The sequence below is a fragment of the Lentilactobacillus curieae genome (genome assembly GCF_000785105.2).
GTDB classification, from domain to species: Bacteria; Bacillota; Bacilli; order Lactobacillales; family Lactobacillaceae; genus Lentilactobacillus; species Lentilactobacillus curieae.
Genome location: NZ_CP018906.1, coordinates 775,966 through 802,126 on the forward strand (window position 1 = coordinate 775,966; position 26,161 = coordinate 802,126).

The following is a 26,161-nucleotide window of genomic DNA, read 5'->3' on the forward strand; positions in this document are numbered from 1 at the left end:
TCGTAGCTTCTTTTATTTACAAATCCTTATTACAAAGATTTTCCTTATATTATTAAACAATTTCCAAATGTAATTGTGTGTTCTTAACCCAGTGAAGAGCAAGAAGAACTCTGTATACAACAATTGACACAATAGCGGGAACTACGATTCCCATCAATAGATAGGCCATAAATGAACCCAAATTAGTCGATGCCAGTGTAATTGGTGCAATAAGTGAGTTAAGCCCTAATCCACCAAGCGTATAACTAACCTTAAAGTGGAAGAACAACGTAGCGATTGGTGCTGAAATCACAGCTGCCGTAAAGGTTGGAATTGCCAATTTTGGGTTGGCTAATAAATTAGGGAACTGAACCTTTGGGGTAATGATTCCTTGAGCGATGTTTGCACCCAGGTCATTTTGTTTCCATGAAATAACTGTGAAACCAACGAACTGAGCCGTTGTACCAATTAATGCAGCTCCGGATGACAAAGGATCTAACATAATTGCAACTGCCAATGCTGCAGACGAGGCCGGAGTCATTAGGAAAAGTGACCACGCAAGCGAAATTACCATTGAACCTACCAAAGGATTAACTTGCATTGATTGAGCAATAAATCCGCTCAACCAGTTCAATGCGGGAGTAGTAACGCTCGCCAGTCCCAGTCCTGCAATCGATCCAACTAAAGTTGCCGCCAAAGGTACAAGCATCATATCCAAGGGAGTTTTTCCGGTTAAGTACTTCCCAACTAAGGCTGCAATCAAACCAGCAGCAACAGCACTAATTGGTTGGCCAGTTGTAAAGATGCCGGCTTGAGCAGCTTGAGCCATCTGATTTCCCGTGGCTGTTGCAGCATGAACACCGCTAGCAGTAAAGTAAACTGCATTTGCACCAACTGTCGCTGCAATCATCGAAGAGAATAATACCAAAGTGTTCGTTTTAAGTTGTGAGGCAACAGCTGCCCCAAACGCCGGAGCTAGTAGCCACTGTGCAATTGACCCGATTTGATGAAGTTGTGGCCAGTGAACGAAGTTTGCTAAGGCTTGAGTTAATAAGCCAATTCCTAACATCACCAACACCGCATTTGATACCCCTGCAGAAACCATGTAAACATAATCCATAACTGACATTTTCTTTGTTGACTCATTAACTGAAGCTTCCATAGCAATCCCTCGATTCTTTTTCAAAATTATAATTTGATTAATAATAAATTAGATTATTGCAATTTAAGCACCTTTAAGTTTACTTGTCAACATGTAATATGAAACTTTTTTCATTTTAATTCACTTATTTATCAGCGTTCATAACGAAACGGGCTCAATTAAATCCTAATTATTAGAGTTTTTTTCATTTTAATTTTCAGGTATCGTAAATGCCATTTATCGCTTTGTGATATACTCAAATGATGAATATTTAATAATAGTAAAGAGGAATTATCATGGGAAAAATTGCAATCGTAACTGATAGCACTGCGGCAATTTCTGAGTCGGAAGCCGCAAAGCTCGGGAACGTTTTTGTGGTTCCGATAACCGTTACGATCAACGACCAAGTTTTTCGCGAAGGTATCGACATCACAAACGAAAAATTCTACAGTACGCTCACCACTTTAAAAAAACTACCAACAACTGCCCCACCTACCCCTCAAGAGATGTTGGACACATACGACAAGCTTGTTAATGCCGGTTATGACCAAATTATCAGTATTCACCTAACATCCGGGATCACCGGATTTATTAATAATCTCAAAATGATTGTTAGCGGTTATCCCAAAGCAAAAGTTTTTGTTTTTGATTCACATATTAGTATTGAAGCAATGGGATACATGGTTAGGTATGCTTCTGCACTCGCAAACTCTGGTGAAGACGTTACTAATATCATCTCAAAGTTAAAGGACGTTAGAGCATCTTTAAACGAGTATTTCGTTGTTGATGACCTGAAAAATTTAGTTACCGGTGGCCGACTAACAAACGCTGCAGCATTTGCTGGTAGTGTATTGAAAATCAAACCAATATTGACTCTTAACGACCAACATGAAATTGTAGCGATCGATAAAATTCGTACCCTTAAGAAGGCTCGTAGATTCATCGAAGGCAAGTTTGCGGATGTTTATCAGCAGTCTAACTTTCCTCTACATGTTATTCTGACCGGAACGAATAATGCTTCTGCTATCAGTGATTGGCAGGCCGAAATGAAAACTAAGTTCCCGAATGCTACTTTTGAAACAGGACAAATTGGGCCCGTAGTTGGCACACATTTGGGATCCAACGCATTTGTTATCTTGTGGCTAAAACAAGTTCCTGAACTAAATAAATAGCCATTATTAATGGTGCTAAAGTTTGATCAAAGCCAAACTCTAGCACCTTTTTATTAAAACCAGTCTTTTGTCCGTACTGCATTTACGGTATAATGAAGCCGATTTCAAGAATTTTATCAATGAGGGAGATCTAAATGTTAAGCTACTTTGCTTTAATTACACTTGTTAAGCTGTCTGGTTTACTCATTCCACTAATCTGGTTTTTGATTATTGCAGACAAACGAGGCCGCCTTATAGGCCTTGGATTAGTGTTAGTACTATTTGTTGTTAGTTATATCAACACCTATTTCAATCTGCCAGATTTAGCTTACCCGGCATTAATCGATGGTTGGTTAAGTTGGTTAATTGGTGGTCTGATTGTAGTTGTCGTAATTCAGAGGATGTTTTACTCAACCAAAGCATCAAAAAGCTCAGACTCAAATGGTTTCTTTGCTCAAGTTGTGAATCGTTTGACAGACGCATTTGGCTGGGCTGGAAAAGTTATCCTAGCACTTGGGTTTGCGATGTTAGTTTTCGTTGTGCTAACTGGAATTTCTAGCGTAGTTACGCAAATGAACCCTGCACCATCAGTTAATTCCATTAAAACTGATTTGAACAATGACGCCAGCAAAGCACCTATGCCCGTAATTAAGGGTGGCGACGACACTCCTGTTGTTAATGCTCCACAAACCATTTCAACGGATATGAACAACTCGCTAAACAGTTTTAAGAACTCAAACGTTTACGACTTAAACCATATGCGCGTTCAAATGTACAAGAAAAAGATGGTTTACGTAGCTCCTGTTGAATTTTCAGGCGGTTTTTGGAGATATATTCACTACCAACAAGTCCCCGGGTACTTCATGACAAACGCTACGGATAAAAATGCCGATCCAAAATTTATTAAAAAGCCTATGAAGTACACTCCAAGTGCTTACTTTAATAATGACGCAGATAGAAGAATTAGTGCTCATAGCCTTGGCTACTCCATGGTTGGATCAACTGCTCAACTAGAAGTAGATGATAAAGGCACTCCATACTATGTCCGGACATTGGCCAAACCCATTTCGTATATTAATCGAAATTATGACTACAAGCATTTCAAAGTTGCCGTTCTAAACACCATCACAGGTAAGGTTTCCGTTTACTCACCAAATAAGGTTCCCAAGTTTGTCGATATCTCCGTTGCACCTGAGTGGGTGTCAAAAGAAGTGTCAATGTTTGGTAAGTATCGTAAAGGGTTCTGGAATGCAACAAGTTTTGGTGGTCATACTGACGTTATGAAACCAACTAAAGCCGGTACTGAAGGTGGCGATACGTTGACTCCTTATGCTTATAAAGGTCGCGTGTACTACTTTACTGGAATGACAAGTATCAATTCCCATCAAAGTTCAATTCTTGGTTACACATTCGTTGATGCCAGAACAAACACACTACATTACTACAAAGAACACGGAAACGTGATGACTCCTGAACGAGCAATCTCCTACGCGGAGCAAGATATTAACCCTCAAAACTATAAGGGAACCTTGCCATTACTTTATAAAATTGGTGGCAAGCCAACCTGGGTAGTTTCAATGCTTGATCGTGAAAATAACTCGTTTATGAAGTTTGTATATTTGCTCGCAGATGGAAATAATCAGTCAGGAACTTATGCCGTGGGCGATGATGCTCAGAGTACCCTTGATTTATTTAATCAACGTGTAGGTGCAAAGGTAACTCCGGACAAATCAAGTAAACAACTGGCTAAGACCGTTAAAGGAACTATATACAGAATAATCAGAACGGACGATAATCAAGTCCTATTTATTCTTAAAGGCGATCCTCAAGTTTATAAGATTGATCCAAAGGATTCAGACTTTAAGCCAATGTATTCATTCATATCCACTGGTGATAAGGTTAACTTTAAAGCTAGTCCAATCAACGGAAGTAACGAACTAGCTACTGCAAATGTAACTTTAAATACCTTCAAAGATTCAGCATTAACTCAAAAATAAACAAAAAAAACGGAAACCAATTGGTTTTCGTTTTTTTATACGTTGTTCACTTCAGAATGGTTACGTTTAACAGCCTGTAACTTCATTTTTGTTCTCTCAAGCCCCTGTGCCCAAATATTCAATACACCTGCACAAAGCATTATGATTAAAGCAACCACCATAATATTATGAAGACCAGTATGTAAAATAGTCCGCATTTGTGGTAACAATTGGCTTGGAAGCCCCTTTGCAGTTGCTGAGTTTGACAACTGATTCATCATTTTCATTGTAATGGTACCACCTGAATCTTGAACACCAGATTTTAAAGCACTGTTCAAAATAATCCCAAAAATCGAGGCAGTGAATGATTGACTCAACATTCTTACCAAAAAACTGAACGATGTTGCCGCCGGAATGTCTCGGGCATTTGCATCTTCTTGAACCTTAACTTGCAGTTCGTTGAAACAAGCTCCATTACCAAATCCTTCAAACGCACCTGCTAGCAACAATACCCAGTATGGTGCTCTAACTCCGCAAAATACCATTAACAAGAAGCAAATTATCAGCGTTAGCAAGCTGAGCCCCACCACTTGTTGTGGAGTTATATATCTTCTCATCGGGGCAACTGCACCAGAACCGATAAAATCAGTAACTGATCCTGGAATTTGAGTCATTCCCCCAATAAACGCTGAGGTTCCCAATAATCCTTGTGCCCACATCGGACTATATATCAGAAAGCCAATAAAAGATCCCCAAACAAGTGCAAACGTCACAAAGTCAATTACTAGCGAACGGTTTTTAAATAACCGGTTGGGAATTATTGGGTCCTCAACTACATTTTCGACTTTAAACATTATTGCTAATAGGATTACTGCAGCTACCACTAACACACCAATAAGTACGTAGCTAGCATCCCCAATCAACTCGATTGCTAGAAGTAAACAAAATAATCCAGCAGTCATCAACACTGCCCCTAGGTAATCAACCTGGGTATTCTTTTCCTCCAACTTACTTGCCTTGTAATAGTATTGAATAACAAATATTGAAATCAAACCAATAGGAACACTAATGTAAAAAATCCAGTGCCAACTAAAGGCATCAACAATATAACCACCAACCAGTGGCCCTAAAATAGTTGCCATGCTGTAACTAGCAGAGACAAATCCCAGAACCTGCATTCTTTTTCTTGGGTTTGCGTACATTTTAGAGTAAATAATGTACGGAACAGAAACCATCCCCCCGTTTCCAATTCCCATAAATGTCCGCGAAATAATCAGCATCCACATGCTACTAGAAATTCCTGAAAGAAATGATCCAAGCACAAAAATCGCCACAGATAGTTGATAACTGCGCTTGTTTCCTATGTACTCACCTAATTTACTCCACAAAGGAGTACTAATTGCAGTTCCCAGAAGGAAAACTGCTACCACCCAACCAATCAATTCAATTCCGTGTAAATCAGAAATAATTGCTGGCAAAGCCGTGTTGATTATCGTGTTATCCAAACCACTCATTGCATTTGAGAGCAATAATGCACACGTAACGATAACGATTTGTCGCTTTGTCATAGTGCCACTTCTTTCCTAATTAATCATGCCTTAAACATGTTACAACAAAATTAGGTATATAAAAAAGGGCTAATTTTAAAATTAGCCCTTTTCTCTATTAAACATTAAAATTACTTAGTAGCTGCTTTTGCTGAATCAGTGGTAGTTGCAGTAGTAGCTGCTGCATTATCTGAGCTAGCATTAGCGGCTTTCTTAGCTGCATCGTCCGCTGCCTTCTTAGCTGCTTCATCAGCGGCTTTCTTTTCTTCAACAGTTTGGCCAGTGTAACGAGTGTTACCAAAGTTAGTCAAGTTTTCGAAAGCTGACTTGATACGGTTGAAAAGGCTGCTAATTGCGTTTTCAAAGCTGTTTTCAGTATCAGCCTTCTTGTCAGTGGCAACTGCAGTAGTAGTGGTTGCGTCAGTAGTTGTGTTAGTAGCAGTGGTATCAGCTGATACAGCACCTGCACTAGCAACAAAGAAAGTTGCAGCTGCAACTAAAACCATAAGTGTCTTCTTCATAATATAAAACCCTCCAAAAATTCCAGTTCTAAAAACAATCTTTAATGATTTTATCTGAATTTAACATTAATTACAATAGTTAATTTATTATCTGATAACGGTCTTAATTAGCTCTATTCATTAATGTATCAGGATTTAGAACTAATTTTTCACCATCAAATAATAAGGGCTAAGGCATAAAGCTTACCCATATATACTAAAAATGTAAACTAACTGATTCTTTTCAAACCATTCAAAAACTGTTACAGTATAATCTGAATTTTTAATCTAGGACGGAAAATACTTTGAGATCAAAATCGCAATCCAAAAAATCCAAAAGTATAATTACCCATAAAAATATTGTAGTTACCGCAATCTGTCTTATGGTGCTTGGAATTTTGGTCCTAATATCTGGAAACTTAAAAATTATGTTGGCTGATAGCGCCTTAAACATCGGGTTTGGCGTTATTTATGTAGCTTTAATCATCTTTCAGTTTTGGAACCATAAGCATTAGGACAAAAATAATTCACACTTTTTTCACGAAACATTTACAATAACGGCATTTTTTGTTCACTTTTTAGGTTTTAAATACTCATTATGGGGATAAAGAATCATAAGGAGTGTCTGTTATGAAATCATTTTCGAATAGATTAAAGCTTGCCAGAAAAAATTGTGGCCTTTCACAAAAAGAAGTTGCTGAAGCAATGAATATTTCTCGTCAGTCAGTTTCTCGATGGGAAAATAACCGCTCATACCCTGAAATTAACAACCTAGTTCAGCTGAGCCAATTGTATGACACTTCTGTGGATGAACTACTACAAAAAAATGGTTGGAGTTATTTAAACAAGGTAACCAACTGATAACTAAAGAACATCCCCCTGAAAACGTTAGTTTCCAGGGGAATGTTCTTTTTTTAGTCAATTTCCAAATCTCTTCTTTTATATCCAAGCCAACCAATTATGAACAGAACAATCGCTAATAGTATCATCAACCAAAAAACATTCCAATCCATTTCCTTTACTGGAACTTTATTTACCCAACCAAACGGAATAACTTTTTTTGTCCAACCAGGCAACTTTAACAATCCGCCCATATAAAGAATGATAAATCCAACAGCAGTGTATAGCCACAACACTGAAGTTAGCCTTGGAAGCCAACCAACTAAGACTACCGCTAGTCCAACCATTATCAAAATTGCTGGAATATAGGTAAGAAATAATTGTGTTCCCACCCTACCAGCGTTTAGCTGTTGGGCTGACGATAACATAGCATTTCCTGTTCCAATTAATGAATAAACTCCAATTGCCAGTAAGCCAACCCCTAAAATTAACGCTACAAACATATATCCTAGTAACATTCTAGTTCGCGATAGTGGCTTAGAGTGCAATATTTCCAGCCATCCTTTGGACTCGTCACTCTTAAGTTTAAAAATAATTTGAATTCCCGGAACCACTGCTAGTATGGCTAAGACCATTCCGATGGTAGCAATAAAGTTTAATATTAGTGTGTGGTTTGCGCTGTGAACAGCCGCACTACCAAAAACCTTTTGCATTGTCGGGTTCGTCTTTAATACATCACCAATTGAGTTAAATACCGAACCATACGAAACGGCTAACGCTAATACACCAACTATCCAAGCAATGATTGTCGTTCTTTGTAACCTCAATAGCAAGCTAACTGGTCCTTGTAGCCAAACTGAAGCACCCCTTTTACCTGGTCTTGTGCTAATAATTCCACTACCTAAGTCTCGATGAAGATTGGCCACATAGGCTAACCCTATAAAGATTACGGAAAGAACTACCATTAAGACAATTGGCGCCCAGTTGTTATTTTGATATGGAGAAGTTTTTTCAATCCAACCAATGGGTGACCACCATGTAAAATCAGGATTTGAAACATCAGTAACCATTCTAATAATATATGCAACTGCAAAGCCCAAATAGCTCAGTATCATCGCATTGTTAGTGTGATCAGCAACCTGAGCCATCAGCAACGCAAATGATGCAAACATGATGCCAATAAATCCTAGTGATAATCCAATTATCCAATCGCCTTGATTATCTGAGCCACTCATATTCGCAAACTGCAAACCAACTGAATATGCAACTCCTAAAACAAAATTAATCGTTACTAATTCGATAATTTGAGCAGTAAGCGGACTTAGTTTTCCAACAGTTTTAGCTCTGATCATTTCAGTAACACCAAGGTCTTCTTCTCCACGGGTGCCAGAAATTGCTAGCGAATAATTCATCACGACGGTTACAATCGACATAAAAATTACCATTTCTTGTGCAAAAACGCGGGCAGTTGTCATGGTAACCGAATTTGGATAACCAAGGGTTCCAAATAATGAAACCATTGCTTTTGATTTTAATGTTGGCATAAGTGTTTTAATCGCAGTAGAAGAACCGTATATGTCACCAAATTTCCAAGCAATCATCACCATCAGAGCAATTAGTACAATAATCCAAACAATTAATTTAAAGCGATCCTTTCTAAAATTAAACCTAGTTAAAAGTCCGCTTGAATGAAATAAGCTACTCATTGTCGCCCACTTCCTTTTCGTCTGAACTTTTATCGTTATAGTAACGCATAAAGAGATCTTCTAGAGTTGGCGGTGTGCTTTGAATAGAAATGATTCTCCTTGAGACTAGCTCAGCCATTACTGACTGCATACTCTCAGAGTCAACTGAAAACGTTGCTTGTAACCTATCATCACTTAATTCAAATCCGTGAACACCACCAATAGCCTCCATACCGCTAAGGGAGTTTGCGGTTTTCACTTTAATAACTGTTCGCGTCAGGTGTCGCATTTCATCTAACGTCCCAGTTTCAATAATTTTACCTTCCCGAATTATTCCAATCCGATCACACATCTTTTCGACTTCAGACAGAATATGACTTGAAAGTAAGACTGACTTACCAGCATTTTTTAGTTCTTGAACATTTCTTTGGAAGATTTCTTCATTAAGTGGATCAAGTCCCGAAGTCGGCTCATCAAAAATATAAAAGTCAGCATCAGTCGAAAATGCTGCAATTAGCGCAACCTTTTGTCTATTTCCCTTAGAATAAGTTCGCGCTTTTTTTGATGGGTCAAGAGAGAACTCCTTGATTAAATCATCAGTTTTTTGAGAATGCCGGTTTCCACCAAGCTTCAATAAGAGGTCAATAATTTCCCCACCGGTTAAATTTGGCCACAGATAAACGTCACCTGGAACTTATGCGATCCGTTTATGGATTTTCACACTGTCCCGCCAAACGTCATCACCAAAGATGGTTGCATTTCCTGTACTTGCCTTTAAAATTCCTAATAATGTTCTGATTGTAGTTGATTTACCGGCTCCGTTGGGACCGATAAATCCAAAAACTTCACCCGAATATACATCAAAATTAATGTCTTTTAATGCTTCAAATTTCCCAAACTTTTTCCCAAGATGGTCAACGTGTAGTACAACTTTAGATTCAGTCATAGCTACCCCTCCAATCCCCTTTTTCATTTCGCCATAATCTTAAAACTATTCATTCTCGATGTCAATCAAAAATGAACTATTGAGAATTTATATTTCATTTTTAATAAAGCCGCTGTAATCAGAACGATTCAATATTTTTATTTATAGAATGAAATATTATATGATATAATTTCATTATCGAACAGGATATAGGAGGCACTTTATGGCAAACCATTCAAAACAATCAAAAAAAGACTTGATCTTAGCAACTGCTAATAAGTTATTTGTTACTCAGGGTTACCAGCCAACAAGTATCCAAATGATTGCTCAAGCTGCAAATGTTTCACAAGTAACAATTTATAAATACTATGAAAGTAAACAGTTTCTAGCCCATAAAGTTGTTCTTGGACTGATTACTGATGGGTATGCCGATTTCCAAAAAATTGTGGACGATTCCAAATTAAGCTTTAAATCACTTGTAAAACAAATGATTCTAACCAGTAGTATGGAAACTAAGGATATGCACCCAGATTTTCTTAAATTTATGATTAAGGATTTAAGCGGAGAGTTTGGTAATCACGAATCGATTAACGCATATGAGGATGGTAAGGCTAAATTCTGGGGGGCCGTTATCAAACGGGGTCGCAAAGAAGGAGTAATTAGCTCAACAATTTCCAACCAAGCAATAATGGTTTATCTGGAGATGTTTGTCCAATTTTCGCAAAACCCTAAAAATAAACACCTGTATGAAAATTCACCTAGCACAATGCTTTCGATTACCGATGAGCTCCAACATATGTTCTTCTACGGACTAATTGGTAAGGGTGATGAGGAAGAATAGGGTTGTTCTATTCGAATTAGGCAATATGAAGTTAGAATCACCAAAAAATGCCTTGATAATTTCATCTTTAAAATTATCAAGACATTTTTTATTTTATTTAAAATCGCTTTAATCGTCTAAAGATTAGTATTTTGAACGATTGGTGTTTTCGTAGTCGACACTTCTATCAGCTTTGCGTTTAACTGTTTAAATTCATTTTGTGCAATATTTGCATTTTCTTGATTAGCCCGTGTGAGCATTTGGGTCAATTGATCTGGATTGGCAATCGTCTGAGCTAACTGATCATCTTCGAACAGTCTAGCTGATAATTCACTATTAACACTGCTTTGAACAGGTCTAACGTACTTCTTAACATACTCATTATAATATGGATCCGCGAGTGTCTTGGTTTCCTTATATGTCCAGTACGCTGAGCGATTGTCATATTTATTAGTACCAATTTTATATTGTTCAGGAGTGTTATTGATATCCGTATAGAACGGAACAAAAACACTCGTATCAGGTGATGATAATGCTAACCACTGAATTCCAGAAACGGCATCAGGAACATCCTGTCTAAACTGGATAATGTGTGACTCCATGTTAGTTGGTACATTAATTGGTCGATATTTTCCTTCCCACTTACCTGTCGAATCATATTTAGTTCCGTTAAAATGCAAACCGAGAACCTTAGCAACTTTTGAAACACTGATTTTTTTGTCTGGTTTCATAAACATTGCAAACCGCTTCTGCTGAGGTGTCTGTTTCTTACTTGGTGTTAGATACCTTTGCCCATCCCATACCCTTGGCCGATTATATTGGGCATCGGATTTCTCATTTGTTCCAAAAGTTTTTGCAAAATCAATTGAGTTATTCTTGATAGTGGTTAAGTGGTTTTTCTTCACAAAAGACTGTAAGTTCGGCGAAACTAGGTAATTATTTGAGCTATTGAATTTAACTTTGCCAATCATCAACTGATTAGGAATCACAGCATACTTGTCATCTGGAACTTTTACAGCCGCCCACTGATGACCAGATCCAATTTCAAAGTACCAAATTTCATTTTTATCCGAAAAAATAATTCCATCTGATTCGGCAGCACCCTTTTCATCAATAATCTTCCCTAAGCGTTGGACTCCCTCTCTTGCAGAGTGAATAAATGGCAAAACCACATCCAGCATAGAATCTTCGCTGATTCCAGTCTTAACAAAAGGGTCAGCCTTTAATACTTTTTTGTTAGCCGTGGCAGATTCAGTCCCACTCATTGCAACGTTACTTTGATTAATTCCATCTTCGCCAAAAGTACCATCCTTGTCAGTCCAGTCAGGTGTAGAGGTATATCTTTGCTGCACCGCGGGTAGCGAAATTGAAAAATCATTACCTTTAGAAATATAGTTTGTTTCCCCATTATTTGTTGCAGGAGTCACCACAAATCGTTTTGTCCAAGCAGTTTGAGCATCTTCATTTCTAGCAATTATTGTTGATCCATCAGTGCTTGCCTTTTTACCAACAAGTACCGTGGTACATGCTTGAGCAGTTGTTATAGCTATCGAACTCATACTTATTGAAGCAATCACTAAAAGTGCCTGTCTAATTCCTTTATTCATAATAAATCCTCCCCATTAAGTGTAACCGTTTACAAGTGAATCATAACACAATCTACAACCCTTATTAAGTGAATTTTTTGGCTAAACTTCACATATTTTATAAACGCAAATAGTATAATGAATTTACCAAATCATTGGGGGAGATGAGTACAATGAAAATTTCAAAAATTCTATTTCTGGTTGCAACATCACTTTCATTTGTTGCACTATCGCAAACTACCAACGCAGCAACGCAAACCGTCAAAAGTTCTCGAAACCTAACGTTCAAACAAATCACAGCCAATAATTCTCACAGATTAGGGACCATACGACAGTTAACCCGTAGCCAAATTGCTACTGACCACAAATTAACCGGAAAACAAGTTCAGTATCTGGCCAGCTTACCATTGCCTAAGAGATTGTCCGCCAAAAACTTTACAATTGACTCACAGAATCTCACAATGTATTTAACAAAAAATAAGCTTAACGTTAAAACAGCAAGAATTCCTTTGTCGAAACTATCCGGAATTATTTTAAACCGCTATATGCCTTCCAAGTATAAGTTCAAAGCTCCCGTTTCTAGTAAGCACAAAGTAGTTGCCCTCACATTTGATGACGGTCCAGATCCAACTTTAACTCCAAGGTTACTCAAAATTCTTAAGAAAGCTAACGTTCACGCCACATTTTTTGAAGTTGGTAGTAGTGTAATCCGCTATCCCCAAATTTCAAAAATGGTTTTGAAATACGGAAACCAAATCGGAAACCATTCATGGAATCATCCGCAATTAACCTCAATTGGCCGTTTAAAGGCGCTTAACCAAATAGCACTTACGGATGCTGCAATTTATAAAGCAACTGGCACGTTACCAGAATTTGTTCGTCCACCATATGGAGCAATTAATTCTTCAGTTGGATCAGCATTTGACCGGCCAATTATTCAATGGAACGTTGACTCACGCGATTGGGCATATTTGAACACTACGAAAACTATTAATCATGTACTTGCAACAACCCACAACGGATCAGTAATTTTAATGCATGATATTCATGCTACTTCAGTTGCTGCAGTGCCAACAATTATTAGCACTTTAAAAAAACGCGGGTATAAGTTCGTGACCTTGCAGGAATTAATGCAAAAGCCCTTGTTGTCAAATTACCAATACTTTGGTAAGAATGATTACCGTGGACTTTAATAAAAATAATTTTACCAATCAAAAAGGAGCGACGATGCAATACATCGTTGCTCCTTTTATACATTAGCAAAAACAGTTTATTTAAATGGCAAAATGATATCTGATGGTTTAACTTCTTTGCCAAAGTATGGCTTCAATTGTGAATTGTAATCCTTAAGGAAGAACTTTTGCTTGTTTAGCTTAGTAATTTCTTTATTTGTCCAGTTAAGTAGTGACTTATTGCCCTTCTTCACTGCAGGAGCAATGTATGACTTAGGTCCGATACTCTTAATCCCAACAGTGTACTTAGGATTGTTCTTTGACCATGCATACAAGTATGAATTGTCATCAGCAAGTGCTGCCGCACGACCATTCTTGAGGGCATTAAACTGTTGAGTTTTCGAATCAAACTTCATTAAGTCAACACTCTTTTGACTTTGTGTAAAGTAGGTTTCCGCGGTAGTTCCCTTTGTAACAATCAAATTCTTTCCCTTTAGTTGGCTAACCTTAGTGATTGGCTTACTTTTAGGGGAAACCACTCCAACGGAAACCTTCATGTATGGTTTAGCAAAATCAATAACCTGTTTTCGTTCTGGAGTAACCGTGAAGTTTGCGAGTACCAAATCAACCTTATTTGAATTTAAAGCATCAACTCGGTTGTTAGCATTAACTTGAACAAACTTAACCTTAACTCCCAAGTCATTGGCAACTCTGTGTGCAAGGGTTACATCATACCCAACTCGTTTTCCCTGTTTGTTAACCCAACCGTAAGGAGGTAGATCACCAAACACAGCAATCCTGATTGTACCCTTTTTCTTAATTTGTTGAACTGAGCTTGGGTTGTTGCTGCTACTACTTGAATTCTTTCCATTACCGCAACCGGCAAGCACCAAAACTAGCACTGCTAATGAACCAATAACCACGGCTAAGCGTTTAAATAATTTACTCTTCATAATTATCTCCTCCAATTAATAACTAGAAATCCATACTTTCCAAAAAATCCTTTGCGCGATCAGTTTGCGGATTGCTGAAAAACTTGTCAGCAGGCGTTTGCTCCAATATTTGGCCATTTTCCAAGAACAATACTCTATCTGCAATCTGCTTAGCAAAATTCATTTCATGAGTCACAACAATCATCGTCATATGATCATTTTTAGCTAAACCAATAATAATATCCAAAATTCCGCGAACCATTTCTGGATCCAGAGAAGCAGTAACCTCATCAAACAGCATGAATTCTGGATGTAGTGCCAATGCTCTAACGATTGCCACCCGTTGCTTTTGGCCACCTGATAATTGTCTAGGATAGGCACTGGCAAATTCATTTAAACCAACACTCTTTAACAATTCATGAGCTTCAGATTCAACCGACTTTTTATCCTTCTTTTGAACCTTAACAGGACCCAACGTTATGTTATCAAGAACTGACAGATTCGGAAATAAATCGTAACTTTGGAATACCATCCCAATTTTTTGTCTTAACTTTTGCAAATTTTTCTCGGTTGGAACAACTTCTTCACCTTGAAAGAAAATTTGGCCAGACTGGTAATCTTCCAATCCATTAATAGTTCTGATCAAAGTACTCTTACCAGAGCCAGAAGGCCCGAGCAATGTAACCACCTCTCCCTTCGCAACACTAAAGTTTATGTCGTGAAGGACTTGTTTTTTACCGTATGCCTTATTCAATTCTTTTACGTTCAATATTGTGTTAGCCATTTTCCCGCTCCATTCTTCGCTTTTCTAACCTCTTTGCCCACCAAGATAACGGGTAATCGATCAAGAAGTACAGTACGAAAATTAGTCCATACACCCAGAAAACTCCAGTTGGATAGCTGTGGTTATTAGCCTCAATAACTTGCTGGCCAACGTTGATAACATCCATCACCGAAATTAGCATTAACAACGAAGTAGTCTTGATTACCCTAGTTGCTAAATTAATTGTGGCAGGAATTTCTAAAGAAACAGCTTGGGGAATGAGCACATATCTGTAAAGTTGATATCTGTTTAATCCGATGGCTTTACCAGACTCTTGTTGGTGCCTAGGCACAGAAATCAACGCTCCTCTAACTATGTCGCTCATTTCCGCTGCCACCCACAAACCGAAAACTAAGGTTGCCAGTTCGTTGGCTGGTAAATTAAAGTTTAGCTGGCGGGGCAGAATGTAGTAGAACAAGAACAACAAAACTACGGTTGGAACAATTCTGAAAAACTCTAGGTAAAGTCTTAATACAAACCTAAGGAGACGATTTTTAAAAGTTCTTAAAACGCCAAGAATCGTTCCTAAAATCAATCCTCCAACCAGTGCACCAGCAGCAATCTTAATTGTGATCCAAAGGCCACCAAGCAAACGGATGAAGTTCTCGCCTTCAAATAGTACATTAATTCCCGAATGACCCATAACGAACCCTCTTTTCAAGATATGTTAGCACTAATGACAGTGGAATTAGGATAATTGCGTAAGCTACAACTAACACAAACAAATATTCATTGGAACGGTAATACATCCCAATCAAATCCAATGCTGTGTTTGTCAGCTCAGGAATCGCAATCACTGTAAAAATCGACGTTTCTTTAATCAAGAAAATAACATTTGCAGCCATGGCGGGAACACTAAGCGCAAACCCTTGTGGAAAAACTACGTACCTAGCAAGTTGGCCACGACTAAGACCAATTGCCTTACCGGTTTCAATTTGAGTTTTGGCAACCCCATTAAAGCCTCCGGTAAAGCCTTCCGCCATGTAGCTGCCACCAAGAAAAATTAGCCCAATGATTCCAGAAAGTTCGGCACCGAGTTTAATGCCGAAAACCGGAAACGCATAATATAAGAAAAATAGCTGAATTAATAGTGGTGTGTTTCTTGATATTTCAACGTAGATACTACCGAATTGGTGGAGAATTGGCACCTTAAAGTACTGAACTAAACTCACAACTATCCCAACAATAATTGAGCCTAAGACCCCAACAAAAGAAAGCCAAAGTGTTAGTTCAAATCCCTTAGTAAACATTGGCAAACTTTGTTGAATAATTGCCCAGCTCATGCGAACTCATCTCCCTCATCTATTCATAATTCCAATAAAAAAGTCCCTGCAAATAACTTGCAGGGACGATAGATTATCGTGGTTCCACCCATTTTCACACACCCAAAGTGTGCCTCATGAATAAGACTATTTAGTTGTTAACGAACTCCGAGCGCACTTTCAGCACGTTTCCGTCGCTTTCTCACCATCCACGATCTCTTAATCGGAAACAATTGCATACTCTTCTCTTCATCGTTCAATTAAAATTCTCATTGTTATCTAACAATTAATTATTAATCTAACGGGAAACGGGAAAAAAGTCAACTGTTTTTAATTTAATGGCTTAAGCTGTTCATCTACATCAAAACCTTGTCTAGCGATATTTGCTAACAATTCAGCTCTCACGCTTCGATCCCTGGAAAGCTCTGACAGGATATGAGTGCTGAATGTCTCCTTACGATTGTTGCTACCCCTTTCAGCATAATATTCATTGATTTGGGCATCATATTCGGGGAGAACATCAGAAATTACTTTGTCTAATTGATAAGTATCAGTAAAGTGCTGGAGCTGTTTAGGCATTCTTGGCTTAGTTTCCGGTTCTGTTTCAGGATAACCAACCGCAATCCCTAATAAAGGAAACGTTAATTCTGGTAATCCTAATAATTCAATAATTCGCTCTGATTCATTAAGGATACTTCCCATAATAGTTGCACCCATCCCCATACTCTCAGCTGCCAAAACCAGATTTTCAGTTGCTAGGCTCGCATCAAAAACACTTGCCAAAAATTTATCGGTAGTTCTTAATATATATGGATCTTGACCAGCTTTCTGCGCGATTTGTAAATTACGATACTGATCTGCAACCATCACAAAGTAATGGCCACTCCCTAACATCCATTTTTTTCCACCAGTTAATCGCTCAATCTCAGCAAGTTTTTGGGGATCGGTCACACTAATAATCGAATATTGTTGAGAAAAAGTAGACGTTGATGCATGAGTAGCAGCATCAACTAATGTGTCCACTTCATCGCCCGTCAATTTTTGATTTTTAAAGTGGCGAATACTTTTATGATTTGTAATTACATCTATAATTGAATTGTTCATAAAAAAATCTCCTAGATAAATAAAGTAGTGAAAAAATAAATTGCAATGAAACTAAAAACGTATATAATAAAAAGTGTTAGATAATAATAATTACAAACTAGGTGGGAGATATGAAGAAAAAAAGGACGCTGGCTCAAAAGATTAACGTTATGCGTGCAGCCGTTATGGGCGCAAACGATGGTATTCTTTCAGTAGCCGGTATAGTTATTGGGGTTGCAGGTGCAACTACTGATAATTTTGCAATTTTTATTTCAGGAATCTCTGGAATGCTGGCCGGAACTGTATCAATGGCAATGGGGGAGTGGGTTTCAGTGAACACCCAAAAGGATTCCCAAAAGAATGCAATCGCTCATCAGAAGAAGGCTCTAAAGAAATCATACCAAGAGGAGTTTGATTTTGTAGCGAATAAGCTCACAGATTCAGGAATTGCCCCAGAATTAGCTAATCAAGCGACTCACGAAATGATGGAACGGAACGCATTGCAAACAACAGTCCGTCAGAGATATGGATTTAACGTTAATGAATTTACTAACCCATTCTCTGCTGCATTAGCTTCCATGATTTCATTTCCACTAGGCTCAATTTTACCACTTGTAGCAATTACTCAGTTTCCACCCGCAATTAAAGTGGCTGCAACCGCAATTTCAGTAGTCATCGCTTTATCAATTACAGGTTTTACCGCCGCTAAACTAGGCAACTCCAACAAAACTCGTGGAGTTATTCGAAATGTTGTTTCCGGAATACTAACCATGATAGTTACATACGCAATTGGTAGACTTATCGGAAACTTGTAGGAGGAAAACAATGGAGATTTCGAAGGATAATAAACAAAAGAAACACGAAACACTAGAGGAGAAACTAAATACCCTTAGAGCGGGAGTTTTAGGATCCAACGATGGAATTCTAACAGTTGTTGGTGTGCTTTTCAGTGTTGCTGTTGCGACCACAAATCAGTTCACCATTTTCATTGCTGGTCTTTCAGACTTACTTGCCTGTGCTTTCTCAATGGCTTCTGGTGAATATGCATCAGTTAGCACCCAAAAGGACACCGAAAAATCTGTCGTGGCAACAGAAACTAAATTACTAAAAACGGATTTTGAAGGCGAGCTAAAGGCTGTTTCCGACTACTATCTTTCACAAGGTGTTTCTCGTGAAACATCAGAAAAAATTGCTAAAGATTTAATGTCTAAAAAACCGCTTGAAACTATTGTTGACGTAAAGTATGGAATTCAATTGGGGCATTATATGAACCCTTGGAATGCCGCATTTTCGTCATTATTCTCAGCTGCCGCTGGTGGCCTCTTCCCACTAGTAGCCATGACATTAGTGCCTGGAATTTTTCAATGGCCAGCAACAATTTTAGCCGTCTGTGTATCCGTTGCAATCACTGGCTTTTTAAGTGCCAAACTAGGTAATGGTCTCGTTAAGACCGCAATGATTAGAAATGTTATTGTTGGTATCGTTACTATGATCATTCACTATTCAATCGGATTGCTTCTCTAACAACAATTGACCAGATTACTCTACCACTTGATGGTGGAGTTTTTTTGTACACTAAATAAGCTATCATAACTTTTATTTTAAGCAGTTCTGAAAATTATGCTGCTAATGCTGTCGTAACAGTTTCTGCATCGTTAGCTGATGATCCACTAGATTGTTGCGAGTTAACTGTTTGTTGAGTGCTATTTGTTTGATCACTTGTAGTTTGGGTTGTCTCAGTAGATGAAGTTACATTACTTGATTCTGAAGTACCAGCGGTAGTTGTATCTTGGCTACCATTAATTTCATCAGTACCGCTTGCTATATTGTCGTTACCAGTAGGGTTACTCTGCTGGTTATTATCATCATTTACAGTTGGTGCTTCCGGAACACTGGCAGTCGGTTTTTGAGCCGTAGCGTTACTATCCTTGCTTGTTGAAGGTTTGCTTTGCTGGTTTGCTTTTGAAGGCGTCTTTTTAGCTGGCGTTCTATTTTCTTTTTGAGATGTAGTCTTCTTCACCGACTTATTTGTAGATTTAACAGTATTTGTCCGCTTAGTTGAGCCTACACGGTTACTCTGATATCCTCCAGCTGCTGGTGCTTGATAATCAACATTGTTAGTTGAATTGCGACTAGGATTATTAGTTTTAACTGTATTAACTTGTTGTGAATTGTAATTATTATAGCCTTGAGTATTCTGGGTGTCGTATGTTCCTGATGCACTTGCACCGCTTACGTAGTAATTACCTGTATTGGCAACATTACCATTTACAGGCTGACTATTTTGATAATATGTGGTTTGTGAAGCTCCACCATTATAGTTTTCGTTATTTGTTGTTGAGGTCTGAACTGGACTTTGCTTAAAGAAATCGCTACTTGGAGCAGTAGTATAAGTTCCAGAAGTTGGGTCAAAAGTTGTTACTGTGGCTTGTTTACTTGGAGTAGTTTGAGAAGTGTTGCCTGCAGCCGCATTGCTCTCGGTCGAATTAACTGAACTTGATTGACTAGTTGTGTCGTTAGAGTTAAAGCTACTATCGCTGTCTGAATCGTCATCTGTAGACTTGAACATATCTACAGATTTGATCACGTTATTTTTAATTTTAAGCTTTTGATCATTAAAGGTTGCTTTGATTGCAGTTTTGCCACCCTTTTCTTTAGTGGGAATGGCGTATGCTTGAATGAACTTACCGTTCTTAACCGTCTTAGTAAATTTAAGTTCTAATTTATAGTTACCGCCTTTGTGATACTTAAATGGCAGACTTTTTGCCGCACTTGCCTGCATGTTCTTGAGATTAACGTTCTTTTTATCAAACTCAAAATTAAGTTTATCGCCCTTAACAAAGTAATTATCCTTTGTTGGAGTAACTGTTACTTTGAGAACAGGAACTTCTTTAGAATATTTAACTGTAGCCTTCACAGCTTTCTTAAGATCAACCTTACGATCCTTTTTGTCCGCATGGGCTACTACACTATCCGCACTAGCCAACATGACTGGTTGTGCCACAACTGGGGCAAATACAACAAATGCGGATGCCAAGGCAAGCAATTGTCTAATTTTCTTTACTCCAAACGCCATCAAATGACTCCTCCTGTAATCTCAAAAACTAAAATTGTCGAAAATAATCCTACATTACAGAATATCATTAAGTGTGCAAATTCGCTATCTTTTTTTGATTAAGTGGTGTCATTCTGTAAATTTTATCCATATAAAATGAGGTTGAGACAAAACTAGGCTCAACGAAAAAATGCTGTTATAATTTCACTTTTTGAAATTATAACGGCATTTTTTCTTCTATTCAGATGGTTACTACACGCAGTAACCATCAGGACTGATAGTCTCAGGACAGTAAGCATCAGGAGTGAATCCCGCTACTCGCAGAATTCACTTACTGTTGCTCTTGTCGGGGCACTACGACTGAATCAAAGATTCATGTAGTGCTCCCTACTCCTGACTCTCAGTTACTGTTGGTCTTGCGGGGGTGAGACGACGAAAGCATCTTCGTATGCTTTCTGTCCCACTCCCTTTTTGACTATTTCACCAAGAATTCCAGAATCAAAACAAGAATTTGAAAGCACCCTTTATTCATGTGCCGAATTTTGCAAATTAATCATGTCGTAATAATAACCATGCTTTGCCAACAATTCATCATTCGTTCCTCGTTCAACTATTCGTCCATTCTCCAGAACCAATATTAAATCAGCATTTTGAATGGTTGAAAGTCTGTGTGCAATTGCCACTGTGGTCCGATTCTTTTGAATATTGGCCAAACCTTGTTGAATCAACTTCTCAGTTTCAGTATCAATATTGGCTGTCGCTTCATCCAAAATGAGCACCTTTGGATCTGTGGCGACAGTTCTAGCAAATGAAATCAATTGTTTTTCACCACTAGAATAACTTGCCCCTCGCTCAATCACCTTAGATGAATAGCCGTCAGGAAGAGCCTCAATAAATTTATCAGCGTGAACGAACTCGGCTGCTCTACGAACATCCCCATCACTTATTGAACTGTTAAACATCCTGATATTGGAAGCAATCGTTCCATAAAACATAAACGGCTCCTGCAAAACCAATCCAAATTTTTCACGAAGTTCTTCAATTGAATAATCCCTGATATCCCGATCATCAATCAAAATTTGACCTGATTGATATTCATAGAACCTCATTAGAATGTTAATAATTGAGGATTTTCCACTTCCAGTTTCCCCGACTAGAGCCAATGTTTGCCCTGGATTGATCGTAAACGAAATATCATTTAGGACTGGATTATCACCATCGTAAGCAAAGGTAACGTGTTTAAATTCAATTTTACCAAGACTTACCTTAGCATCCTCAACCGGAGTTTGTTTAGGAGTCAAAGTCTGATCATCCATAATTCTTAAAACTCGCGAACCGGCAACCACACCATCTTGGAAATCACTTAAACTGTCCATCATGTTGGTCATCGGATTATAGAAGTTTTCAATGTACGTCACAAAAGCATAAATCAGTCCTGCTGGTACATAAGCATGCAAACCGCGAACCCCAAACATAGCTAAAGCGAGAACCACACCAAATGAATATAGCAAGTTTATGATTGGGCTCAATAGTAGTGAGTTAACACGAATCATTGATCGTCTAGTTTGAAAATACTGTTCGTTAGTATCATTGAATTCATTATTAATCCGTTTTTCCTGTCTAAATTGCTGGATCACACTAACTCCAGTAATGGCCTCTGCAAGCTTAGCATTTAGCTCACTTAAACGTTCACGCATCCGTCTATAGACTCGAGAACTGTACTTCTGGTAATACCAAATCACCAATAATAAGAATGGAACAAGTACTAAGAGCCACAATGCAATTTCGGTGTCAGCTGTATACATTGCAATAAACGATGAAATTACTGCGAATGATGCCACAATCAAACTACTAAACAACTGCCAAAAGTTTGCGAACGCCATCGTATCGTTAGTTAATCGCGAAAGTATCGAACCACTCGGAACTTGGTCAAAGTACCGCATCCCCAAAGTAGTTAATTTCTTAAAAAGAACTCGCCGGGTATTTTCCAGCATATATTCTGCACCCATTTCATACAGATAAGTTTGGACAAATTGCATAATTGCTTTGGATAGCATTCCAAAAAAATATAAGCCCGCAAAAAACCACATGACTTTGAATTCCGGATGGTTAGCAACTAAGTGACTATCCATATATACCTGAATTATCTTTGGCAGCAAAATATTAACCACACTAATTGCTGCGGCAAATATAATTGAAATAAAGAAGTACCATTTGTAAGGCTTAGCAAACGTGAATAATCTGCCAATAATTCTCAGCTGATCTTTCAATGATATACTCTGCGACCACGCAGATTTTCGACTTGAACTTGCCAAACTACTCACCTCCCTGATTGCTTACATCAAGTTTCTGTTCAGCAAACATTTGAGCATACCAACCATTCAATTTCATTAATTCATCATGGTTACCACGCTCAACAATTTTACCTTCGTTCATCACCAAGATTTCGTCAGCATCCATCACAGAACTTAGACGGTGTGCTGAAATAATCGTTGTCTTGTTTTTTCTTTCTTGCTTTAAATTAGCTAAAATCTGGCTTTCTGTTTCGGCATCAACCGCTGACAAGGCATCATCCAAAATTAAAAGTTCAGGATCGATTAGCAACGCCCTTGCAATAGCTAGTCGTTGCCGCTGACCTCCAGAAAGAGAGATTCCCTCTTCGCCAACCTGAGTTTGATAGCCATCTGGTAGGCCCTCGATTTGTTTAAATAAATCACTCTTCTTAACAGCCGCCGTAACTTCTTCATCAGTGGCATCTGGTCTAGCAAACTTAATGTTTTCTTTAATAGAAGTTGAAAATAAAAAGGTGTCTTGTGGAACATAACCAATTGCCGGAATCAATGAATCGAGTTTGTAGTTTCGAATATCAATTCCGTTGTATTTAATCGTCCCTTGATATTTATCAAATTGGCGAAGGAGTAGTCTAGAAATGGTGCTCTTCCCTGAACCAACTTTACCAACTAACCCAACTGTTGCACCTGGTTTGACCGTAAAATTAATGTCTTGGAGAATGGGCTGTTGGCCATCTGGATACGTAAACTCAGCAACGTTATATTCTAACGCCCCTGTAGGCTTTTGATCTACACCATCTGGATCATCAATTACTTCACTCTTTTCATTAAGCAATTCCATAATCCGATCATACGAGGCGTTACCTCTTTCCAAAGTATTAAATAACATTCCAATCGCAAACATTGGCCAAATCATCATCGCAAGATAAGAAACAAAGGAAACCAATTCTCCAATAGTAATTTGGTTTGTGGTAACTAAATACCCTCCATAAACGATTGTAACCACATATGAAATTGAAATTATCATTGTGGTAATCGGATCAAATAGTGAATCAAGGAAGTTTACTCGCCGGTTAATTTTGATTGTTTCAGCAACTTGATTATCAAAATCTTCTCGGTCTTGTTCTTCTTGGCCTAAAGACTTGATCACTTTAACCCCAGAAATACTCTCCTGTGCTTTATTATTGAGCCGCGAAAAAGCTGCCTGAGATTTTCTAAACGCGAAGTGCATCTTTGTCCCAAGTTTTCTCGCCATCAGTGCCAATAGCGGAAATGGCAGGATTGCAATCAAAGTTAGGCGCCAATCAATCATTGTAATCATGGCAATTAGCACCGTTCCACCAGTAATCATAGAATCTGCCAGCTGAAGAATTCCTCCACCGGCAACTCTTTGAACGGCAGATACATCGTTGGTTGCATGTGCCATTAAGTCTCCAGTACGATACTTTTGAAAAAACTCCTCATCCATACCAAGGTAATGCCAAAATAAGCGAGTTCGAAGCACCTGTTCTAATCTTGCAGCTCCACCCCAAATTGCGGTTCGCCACATATAGCGCGTTATGTACTGGCCAATTGCAACAACCGCAAGAATTCCTAGAAGAAATACTAATGAATTCACTGCCAGATGTCCCGAATGAATATTATCAACAAGTAATCCAATTATTCTGGGTGGCACAATTGTCAAAATAGCAGTGAGAACTAGTCCTAATATCCCTAAAAGATACAGTTTCTTTTCCTGCTTAAAAAACCATCCCAATTTTGAAAAGATACTCATTTAATAGCCCACCTTTCTAAACCGCAATATCGTAACACAACCATAACAATCCATTACAAAATATGCTCAAAATGTAATCCTAACTGTTTTTTAAGAGGTTTGTGTGTTTAAATTATTGTATAATATGTAATAGATATGATTTATAGGGCGGTGAATAACTTGAACGACAAAAATAACTACTGGACGATGAAACAAATCGCTGATGATTTGGGCGTAAACAAGATGCGCGTATATAGAACAATCAGCAAAAATAACATTTCCGAATCATTCAAAAAAGGCCAAGCCCTATACTTTGATGAAAAAGCGAAAACCACAATCGAAAACCTGATTAATCCAAGTTCAAACCGCCAATTACCAACAACTAACGTTAGTGCATCAGTACTAAGATCACTAAATGAAGAAATCGCTAGTCAGCAGGAGCAAATTGAACGGCTAACCCAATTATTAGATCAATCGCAGAAACTTCAATTGCTTGCACAACAGCGAAGCGTTGCTGCGGAACGCAAAGCTAACCAAATGGAAACTCAGCTCAAACAGATTGATGCCAAAGAGATCGATTCTAATCGTTTGGAAACTGCTCCGACAAATGATAATCAGCAACGGGTATCAACCAACCACCATTACGATAAGCCAACGGAAGTAATCATGCCCAATAAAAGCCAAGACAGTTTGGCAAAACGGGCTAGCAAATCAAATGAAGATAGTGATTCAAATGACAACTTCTTCAAGCGTTTCTGGGAAAAGCCTTTACTATAAAAGTAAGTTGTTTAATTGAATAAAGCTACCCGAAATGATACCATATCTTTAAAATAAACTAATCGTTTTTTAATTTTACACTCATTTTAAAAAATACTCAATTTGACGAGGTGGAATATGCGACCACGAATAGCACTTCCTGCAGACACACTTGCAGAAGCAACCAACATTATTAATGAACGAAACGCCGCCTTCGCACCACGTCCCGCAATTGAAGCAATCGTCAAATCTGGCGGTGTTCCCGTAATTTTTCCTAGTGTCAACCCCGAGGATGTGCGGGACTACATGACCCTCTTCGACGGTGTCTGCTTTTTGGGTGGATCAGATGTTGATCCAACTTTTTATGGAGAAGAACCATTTTATAAGTTAGGCATGACTTACCGAAAACGCGATCTATTTGAAATTGAATTGCTCAAACAATCGGTAACAGCGGGAAAAGCAATATTTGGGATCTGCCGTGGTATGCAACTAATCAACGTTGGCCTCGGTGGAACGCTCTACCAAGATTTATCTCAAGATCTTCACGCAACTCTTAAGCACAGCCAGGATGCTCCTGGCAATATGCCATCACACCACGTAACCGTTGACCCACAATCACGATTACACACAATTATTGGTGAGCGTCCATATGTCAATTCTCGACATCACCAAGCAATTAAAGAGCTTGCCCCTTATCTTAAAGTGACTGCTCGAGCCGATGATCAAGTAATTGAGGGAATTGAATCTGTAAACAACGACCAAATAATGGCGGTACAGTGGCATCCCGAAAATATTTATAAGCATTTTGAAGATTCAAAACGGCTCTTTCGTGATTTCGTCCAACGGGCGGAACTGGTTGCTGAAAAGCGAAATCAATAACAAAA

22 protein-coding genes and 1 pseudogene are annotated in these 26,161 nt (G+C 38.4%); 9 read left to right on the top strand and 14 right to left on the bottom strand.

The genetic code is table 11. The annotated features are described in order from the left end of the window. Window positions 1-52: 52 nt before the first annotated feature. On the bottom strand, window positions 53-1,141 hold the full coding sequence (locus tag PL11_RS03745) for a PTS sugar transporter subunit IIC (protein WP_035166452.1): 1,089 nt from the start codon (window positions 1,139-1,141) through the stop codon (window positions 53-55). Window positions 1,142-1,416: 275 nt separating this feature from the next. Between PL11_RS03745 and PL11_RS03750 the strand changes: the two genes are divergently transcribed. Continuing rightward, window positions 1,417-2,292, top strand: a complete 876-nt coding sequence (locus PL11_RS03750; RefSeq protein WP_035166454.1) for a DegV family protein — start codon at window positions 1,417-1,419, stop codon at window positions 2,290-2,292. A 134-nt stretch (window positions 2,293-2,426) separates the two neighbouring features. Next, window positions 2,427-4,268 carry a hypothetical protein gene (locus PL11_RS03755; protein WP_035166455.1) on the top strand — a complete coding sequence of 614 codons (1,842 nt, stop codon included), beginning with the start codon at window positions 2,427-2,429 and terminating at the stop codon, window positions 4,266-4,268. 35 nt (window positions 4,269-4,303) lie between these two features. Here PL11_RS03755 and PL11_RS03760 read toward each other — a convergent pair whose 3' ends face one another. Next, window positions 4,304-5,815: an MFS transporter gene (locus PL11_RS03760; protein WP_035166457.1), complete on the bottom strand. Its 1,512-nt coding sequence runs from the start codon at window positions 5,813-5,815 to the stop codon at window positions 4,304-4,306. Window positions 5,816-5,925: 110 nt separating this feature from the next. Beyond that, window positions 5,926-6,315, bottom strand: a complete 390-nt coding sequence (locus PL11_RS10345; protein WP_035166458.1) for a hypothetical protein — start codon at window positions 6,313-6,315, stop codon at window positions 5,926-5,928. Between the two features lie 609 nt (window positions 6,316-6,924). Here PL11_RS10345 and PL11_RS03775 point away from each other — a divergent pair. Continuing rightward, entirely contained in the window at window positions 6,925-7,155 is a 231-nt protein-coding gene (locus PL11_RS03775) for a helix-turn-helix domain-containing protein (RefSeq protein ID WP_035166461.1), read from the top strand. Window positions 7,156-7,208: 53 nt separating this feature from the next. On the opposite strand, the gene PL11_RS03780 is transcribed toward PL11_RS03775, so the two are convergent. Both PL11_RS03780 and PL11_RS03785 read right to left on the bottom strand, forming a co-directional pair. Beyond that, complete coding sequence (locus tag PL11_RS03780; RefSeq protein ID WP_035166462.1) at window positions 7,209-8,840, bottom strand: ABC transporter permease; 1,632 nt, start codon at window positions 8,838-8,840, stop codon at window positions 7,209-7,211. Continuing rightward, window positions 8,833-9,765: pseudogene (locus PL11_RS03785) on the bottom strand (ABC transporter ATP-binding protein). Before PL11_RS03785 ends, PL11_RS03780 begins: the two are co-directional and overlap by 8 nt. Before the next feature lie 202 nt (window positions 9,766-9,967). Here PL11_RS03785 and PL11_RS03790 point away from each other — a divergent pair. After that, window positions 9,968-10,585, top strand: coding sequence for a TetR/AcrR family transcriptional regulator (locus tag PL11_RS03790; protein WP_035166463.1), 618 nt, complete (start codon window positions 9,968-9,970; stop codon window positions 10,583-10,585). Between the two features lie 116 nt (window positions 10,586-10,701). Here the strand turns inward: PL11_RS03790 and PL11_RS03795 are convergent, their stop codons facing one another. Then, window positions 10,702-12,171 carry a C69 family dipeptidase gene (locus PL11_RS03795; RefSeq protein ID WP_035166464.1) on the bottom strand — a complete coding sequence of 490 codons (1,470 nt, stop codon included), beginning with the start codon at window positions 12,169-12,171 and terminating at the stop codon, window positions 10,702-10,704. Between the two features lie 152 nt (window positions 12,172-12,323). On the opposite strand from PL11_RS03795, the gene PL11_RS03800 reads away from it, so the two are divergent. Continuing rightward, window positions 12,324-13,343, top strand: coding sequence for a polysaccharide deacetylase family protein (locus PL11_RS03800; protein WP_078256909.1), 1,020 nt, complete (start codon window positions 12,324-12,326; stop codon window positions 13,341-13,343). 77 nt (window positions 13,344-13,420) lie between these two features. Here PL11_RS03800 and PL11_RS03805 read toward each other — a convergent pair whose 3' ends face one another. The 5 genes from PL11_RS03805 to PL11_RS03825 all read right to left on the bottom strand — a co-directional run bounded on the left by PL11_RS03805 (window position 13,421) and on the right by PL11_RS03825 (window position 17,443). Next, entirely contained in the window at window positions 13,421-14,275 is an 855-nt protein-coding gene (locus tag PL11_RS03805; protein WP_035166467.1) for a transporter substrate-binding domain-containing protein, read from the bottom strand. A gap of 22 nt (window positions 14,276-14,297) precedes the next feature. Next, the gene (locus tag PL11_RS03810; RefSeq protein WP_035166469.1) at window positions 14,298-15,038 is read right to left on the bottom strand and encodes an amino acid ABC transporter ATP-binding protein; all 741 of its coding nucleotides are present in this window, start codon (window positions 15,036-15,038) and stop codon (window positions 14,298-14,300) included. Further along, on the bottom strand, window positions 15,031-15,720 hold the full coding sequence (locus PL11_RS03815) for an amino acid ABC transporter permease (RefSeq protein WP_035166472.1): 690 nt from the start codon (window positions 15,718-15,720) through the stop codon (window positions 15,031-15,033). Before PL11_RS03815 ends, PL11_RS03810 begins: the two co-directional genes overlap by 8 nt. Beyond that, window positions 15,701-16,360, bottom strand: a complete 660-nt coding sequence (locus tag PL11_RS03820) for an amino acid ABC transporter permease (protein WP_035166473.1) — start codon at window positions 16,358-16,360, stop codon at window positions 15,701-15,703. The genes PL11_RS03815 and PL11_RS03820 overlap by 20 nt, the downstream gene beginning before the upstream one ends. Before the next feature lie 309 nt (window positions 16,361-16,669). Further along, window positions 16,670-17,443 carry an NADPH-dependent oxidoreductase gene (locus PL11_RS03825; protein WP_035166474.1) on the bottom strand — a complete coding sequence of 258 codons (774 nt, stop codon included), beginning with the start codon at window positions 17,441-17,443 and terminating at the stop codon, window positions 16,670-16,672. Between the two features lie 110 nt (window positions 17,444-17,553). Between PL11_RS03825 and PL11_RS03830 the strand changes: the two genes are divergently transcribed. Next, window positions 17,554-18,237: a VIT1/CCC1 transporter family protein gene (locus PL11_RS03830; RefSeq protein WP_035166475.1), complete on the top strand. Its 684-nt coding sequence runs from the start codon at window positions 17,554-17,556 to the stop codon at window positions 18,235-18,237. Between the two features lie 10 nt (window positions 18,238-18,247). Next, window positions 18,248-18,946, top strand: a complete 699-nt coding sequence (locus tag PL11_RS03835) for a VIT1/CCC1 transporter family protein (RefSeq protein WP_035166477.1) — start codon at window positions 18,248-18,250, stop codon at window positions 18,944-18,946. A gap of 94 nt (window positions 18,947-19,040) precedes the next feature. Here PL11_RS03835 and PL11_RS03840 read toward each other — a convergent pair whose 3' ends face one another. The 3 genes from PL11_RS03840 to PL11_RS03850 all read right to left on the bottom strand — a co-directional run bounded on the left by PL11_RS03840 (window position 19,041) and on the right by PL11_RS03850 (window position 24,542). Beyond that, entirely contained in the window at window positions 19,041-20,498 is a 1,458-nt protein-coding gene (locus tag PL11_RS03840) for a hypothetical protein (protein ID WP_035166479.1), read from the bottom strand. A 503-nt stretch (window positions 20,499-21,001) separates the two neighbouring features. Then, window positions 21,002-22,792 (bottom strand): ABC transporter ATP-binding protein, encoded by a 1,791-nt coding sequence (locus PL11_RS03845; RefSeq protein ID WP_035166481.1) that lies wholly within the window; start codon window positions 22,790-22,792, stop codon window positions 21,002-21,004. Between the two features lies 1 nt (window position 22,793). Then, complete coding sequence (locus PL11_RS03850) at window positions 22,794-24,542, bottom strand: ABC transporter ATP-binding protein (RefSeq protein ID WP_035166483.1); 1,749 nt, start codon at window positions 24,540-24,542, stop codon at window positions 22,794-22,796. A 186-nt stretch (window positions 24,543-24,728) separates the two neighbouring features. Between PL11_RS03850 and PL11_RS03855 the strand changes: the two genes are divergently transcribed. Both PL11_RS03855 and PL11_RS03860 read left to right on the top strand, forming a co-directional pair. Continuing rightward, window positions 24,729-25,298, top strand: coding sequence for a helix-turn-helix domain-containing protein (locus PL11_RS03855; protein ID WP_237047517.1), 570 nt, complete (start codon window positions 24,729-24,731; stop codon window positions 25,296-25,298). Between the two features lie 117 nt (window positions 25,299-25,415). Then, window positions 25,416-26,156, top strand: coding sequence for a gamma-glutamyl-gamma-aminobutyrate hydrolase family protein (locus tag PL11_RS03860; RefSeq protein ID WP_035166486.1), 741 nt, complete (start codon window positions 25,416-25,418; stop codon window positions 26,154-26,156). Window positions 26,157-26,161: the final 5 nt, after the last annotated feature.

Bases quoted from the DNA above. Each gene is read 5' to 3' on its own strand.
- PL11_RS03780 (WP_035166462.1), bottom strand. From the start codon at position 8,840: ATGAGTAGCTTATTTCATTCAAGCGGACTTTTAACTAGGTTTAATTTT.
- PL11_RS03855 (WP_237047517.1), top strand. From the start codon at position 24,729: ATGAAACAAATCGCTGATGATTTGGGCGTAAACAAGATGCGCGTATAT.
- PL11_RS03810 (WP_035166469.1), bottom strand. From the start codon at position 15,038: ATGGCTAACACAATATTGAACGTAAAAGAATTGAATAAGGCATACGGT.
- PL11_RS03815 (WP_035166472.1), bottom strand. From the start codon at position 15,720: ATGGGTCATTCGGGAATTAATGTACTATTTGAAGGCGAGAACTTCATC.
- PL11_RS03755 (WP_035166455.1), top strand. From the start codon at position 2,427: ATGTTAAGCTACTTTGCTTTAATTACACTTGTTAAGCTGTCTGGTTTA.
- PL11_RS03860 (WP_035166486.1), top strand. From the start codon at position 25,416: ATGCGACCACGAATAGCACTTCCTGCAGACACACTTGCAGAAGCAACC.
- PL11_RS03825 (WP_035166474.1), bottom strand. From the start codon at position 17,443: ATGAACAATTCAATTATAGATGTAATTACAAATCATAAAAGTATTCGC.
- PL11_RS03835 (WP_035166477.1), top strand. From the start codon at position 18,248: ATGGAGATTTCGAAGGATAATAAACAAAAGAAACACGAAACACTAGAG.
- PL11_RS03745 (WP_035166452.1), bottom strand. From the start codon at position 1,141: ATGGAAGCTTCAGTTAATGAGTCAACAAAGAAAATGTCAGTTATGGAT.
- PL11_RS03830 (WP_035166475.1), top strand. From the start codon at position 17,554: ATGAAGAAAAAAAGGACGCTGGCTCAAAAGATTAACGTTATGCGTGCA.
- PL11_RS03760 (WP_035166457.1), bottom strand. From the start codon at position 5,815: ATGACAAAGCGACAAATCGTTATCGTTACGTGTGCATTATTGCTCTCA.
- PL11_RS03750 (WP_035166454.1), top strand. From the start codon at position 1,417: ATGGGAAAAATTGCAATCGTAACTGATAGCACTGCGGCAATTTCTGAG.
- PL11_RS10345 (WP_035166458.1), bottom strand. From the start codon at position 6,315: ATGAAGAAGACACTTATGGTTTTAGTTGCAGCTGCAACTTTCTTTGTT.
- PL11_RS03840 (WP_035166479.1), bottom strand. From the start codon at position 20,498: ATGGCGTTTGGAGTAAAGAAAATTAGACAATTGCTTGCCTTGGCATCC.
- PL11_RS03805 (WP_035166467.1), bottom strand. From the start codon at position 14,275: ATGAAGAGTAAATTATTTAAACGCTTAGCCGTGGTTATTGGTTCATTA.
- PL11_RS03820 (WP_035166473.1), bottom strand. From the start codon at position 16,360: ATGAGCTGGGCAATTATTCAACAAAGTTTGCCAATGTTTACTAAGGGA.
- PL11_RS03850 (WP_035166483.1), bottom strand. From the start codon at position 24,542: ATGAGTATCTTTTCAAAATTGGGATGGTTTTTTAAGCAGGAAAAGAAA.
- PL11_RS03775 (WP_035166461.1), top strand. From the start codon at position 6,925: ATGAAATCATTTTCGAATAGATTAAAGCTTGCCAGAAAAAATTGTGGC.
- PL11_RS03795 (WP_035166464.1), bottom strand. From the start codon at position 12,171: ATGAATAAAGGAATTAGACAGGCACTTTTAGTGATTGCTTCAATAAGT.
- PL11_RS03790 (WP_035166463.1), top strand. From the start codon at position 9,968: ATGGCAAACCATTCAAAACAATCAAAAAAAGACTTGATCTTAGCAACT.
- PL11_RS03800 (WP_078256909.1), top strand. From the start codon at position 12,324: ATGAAAATTTCAAAAATTCTATTTCTGGTTGCAACATCACTTTCATTT.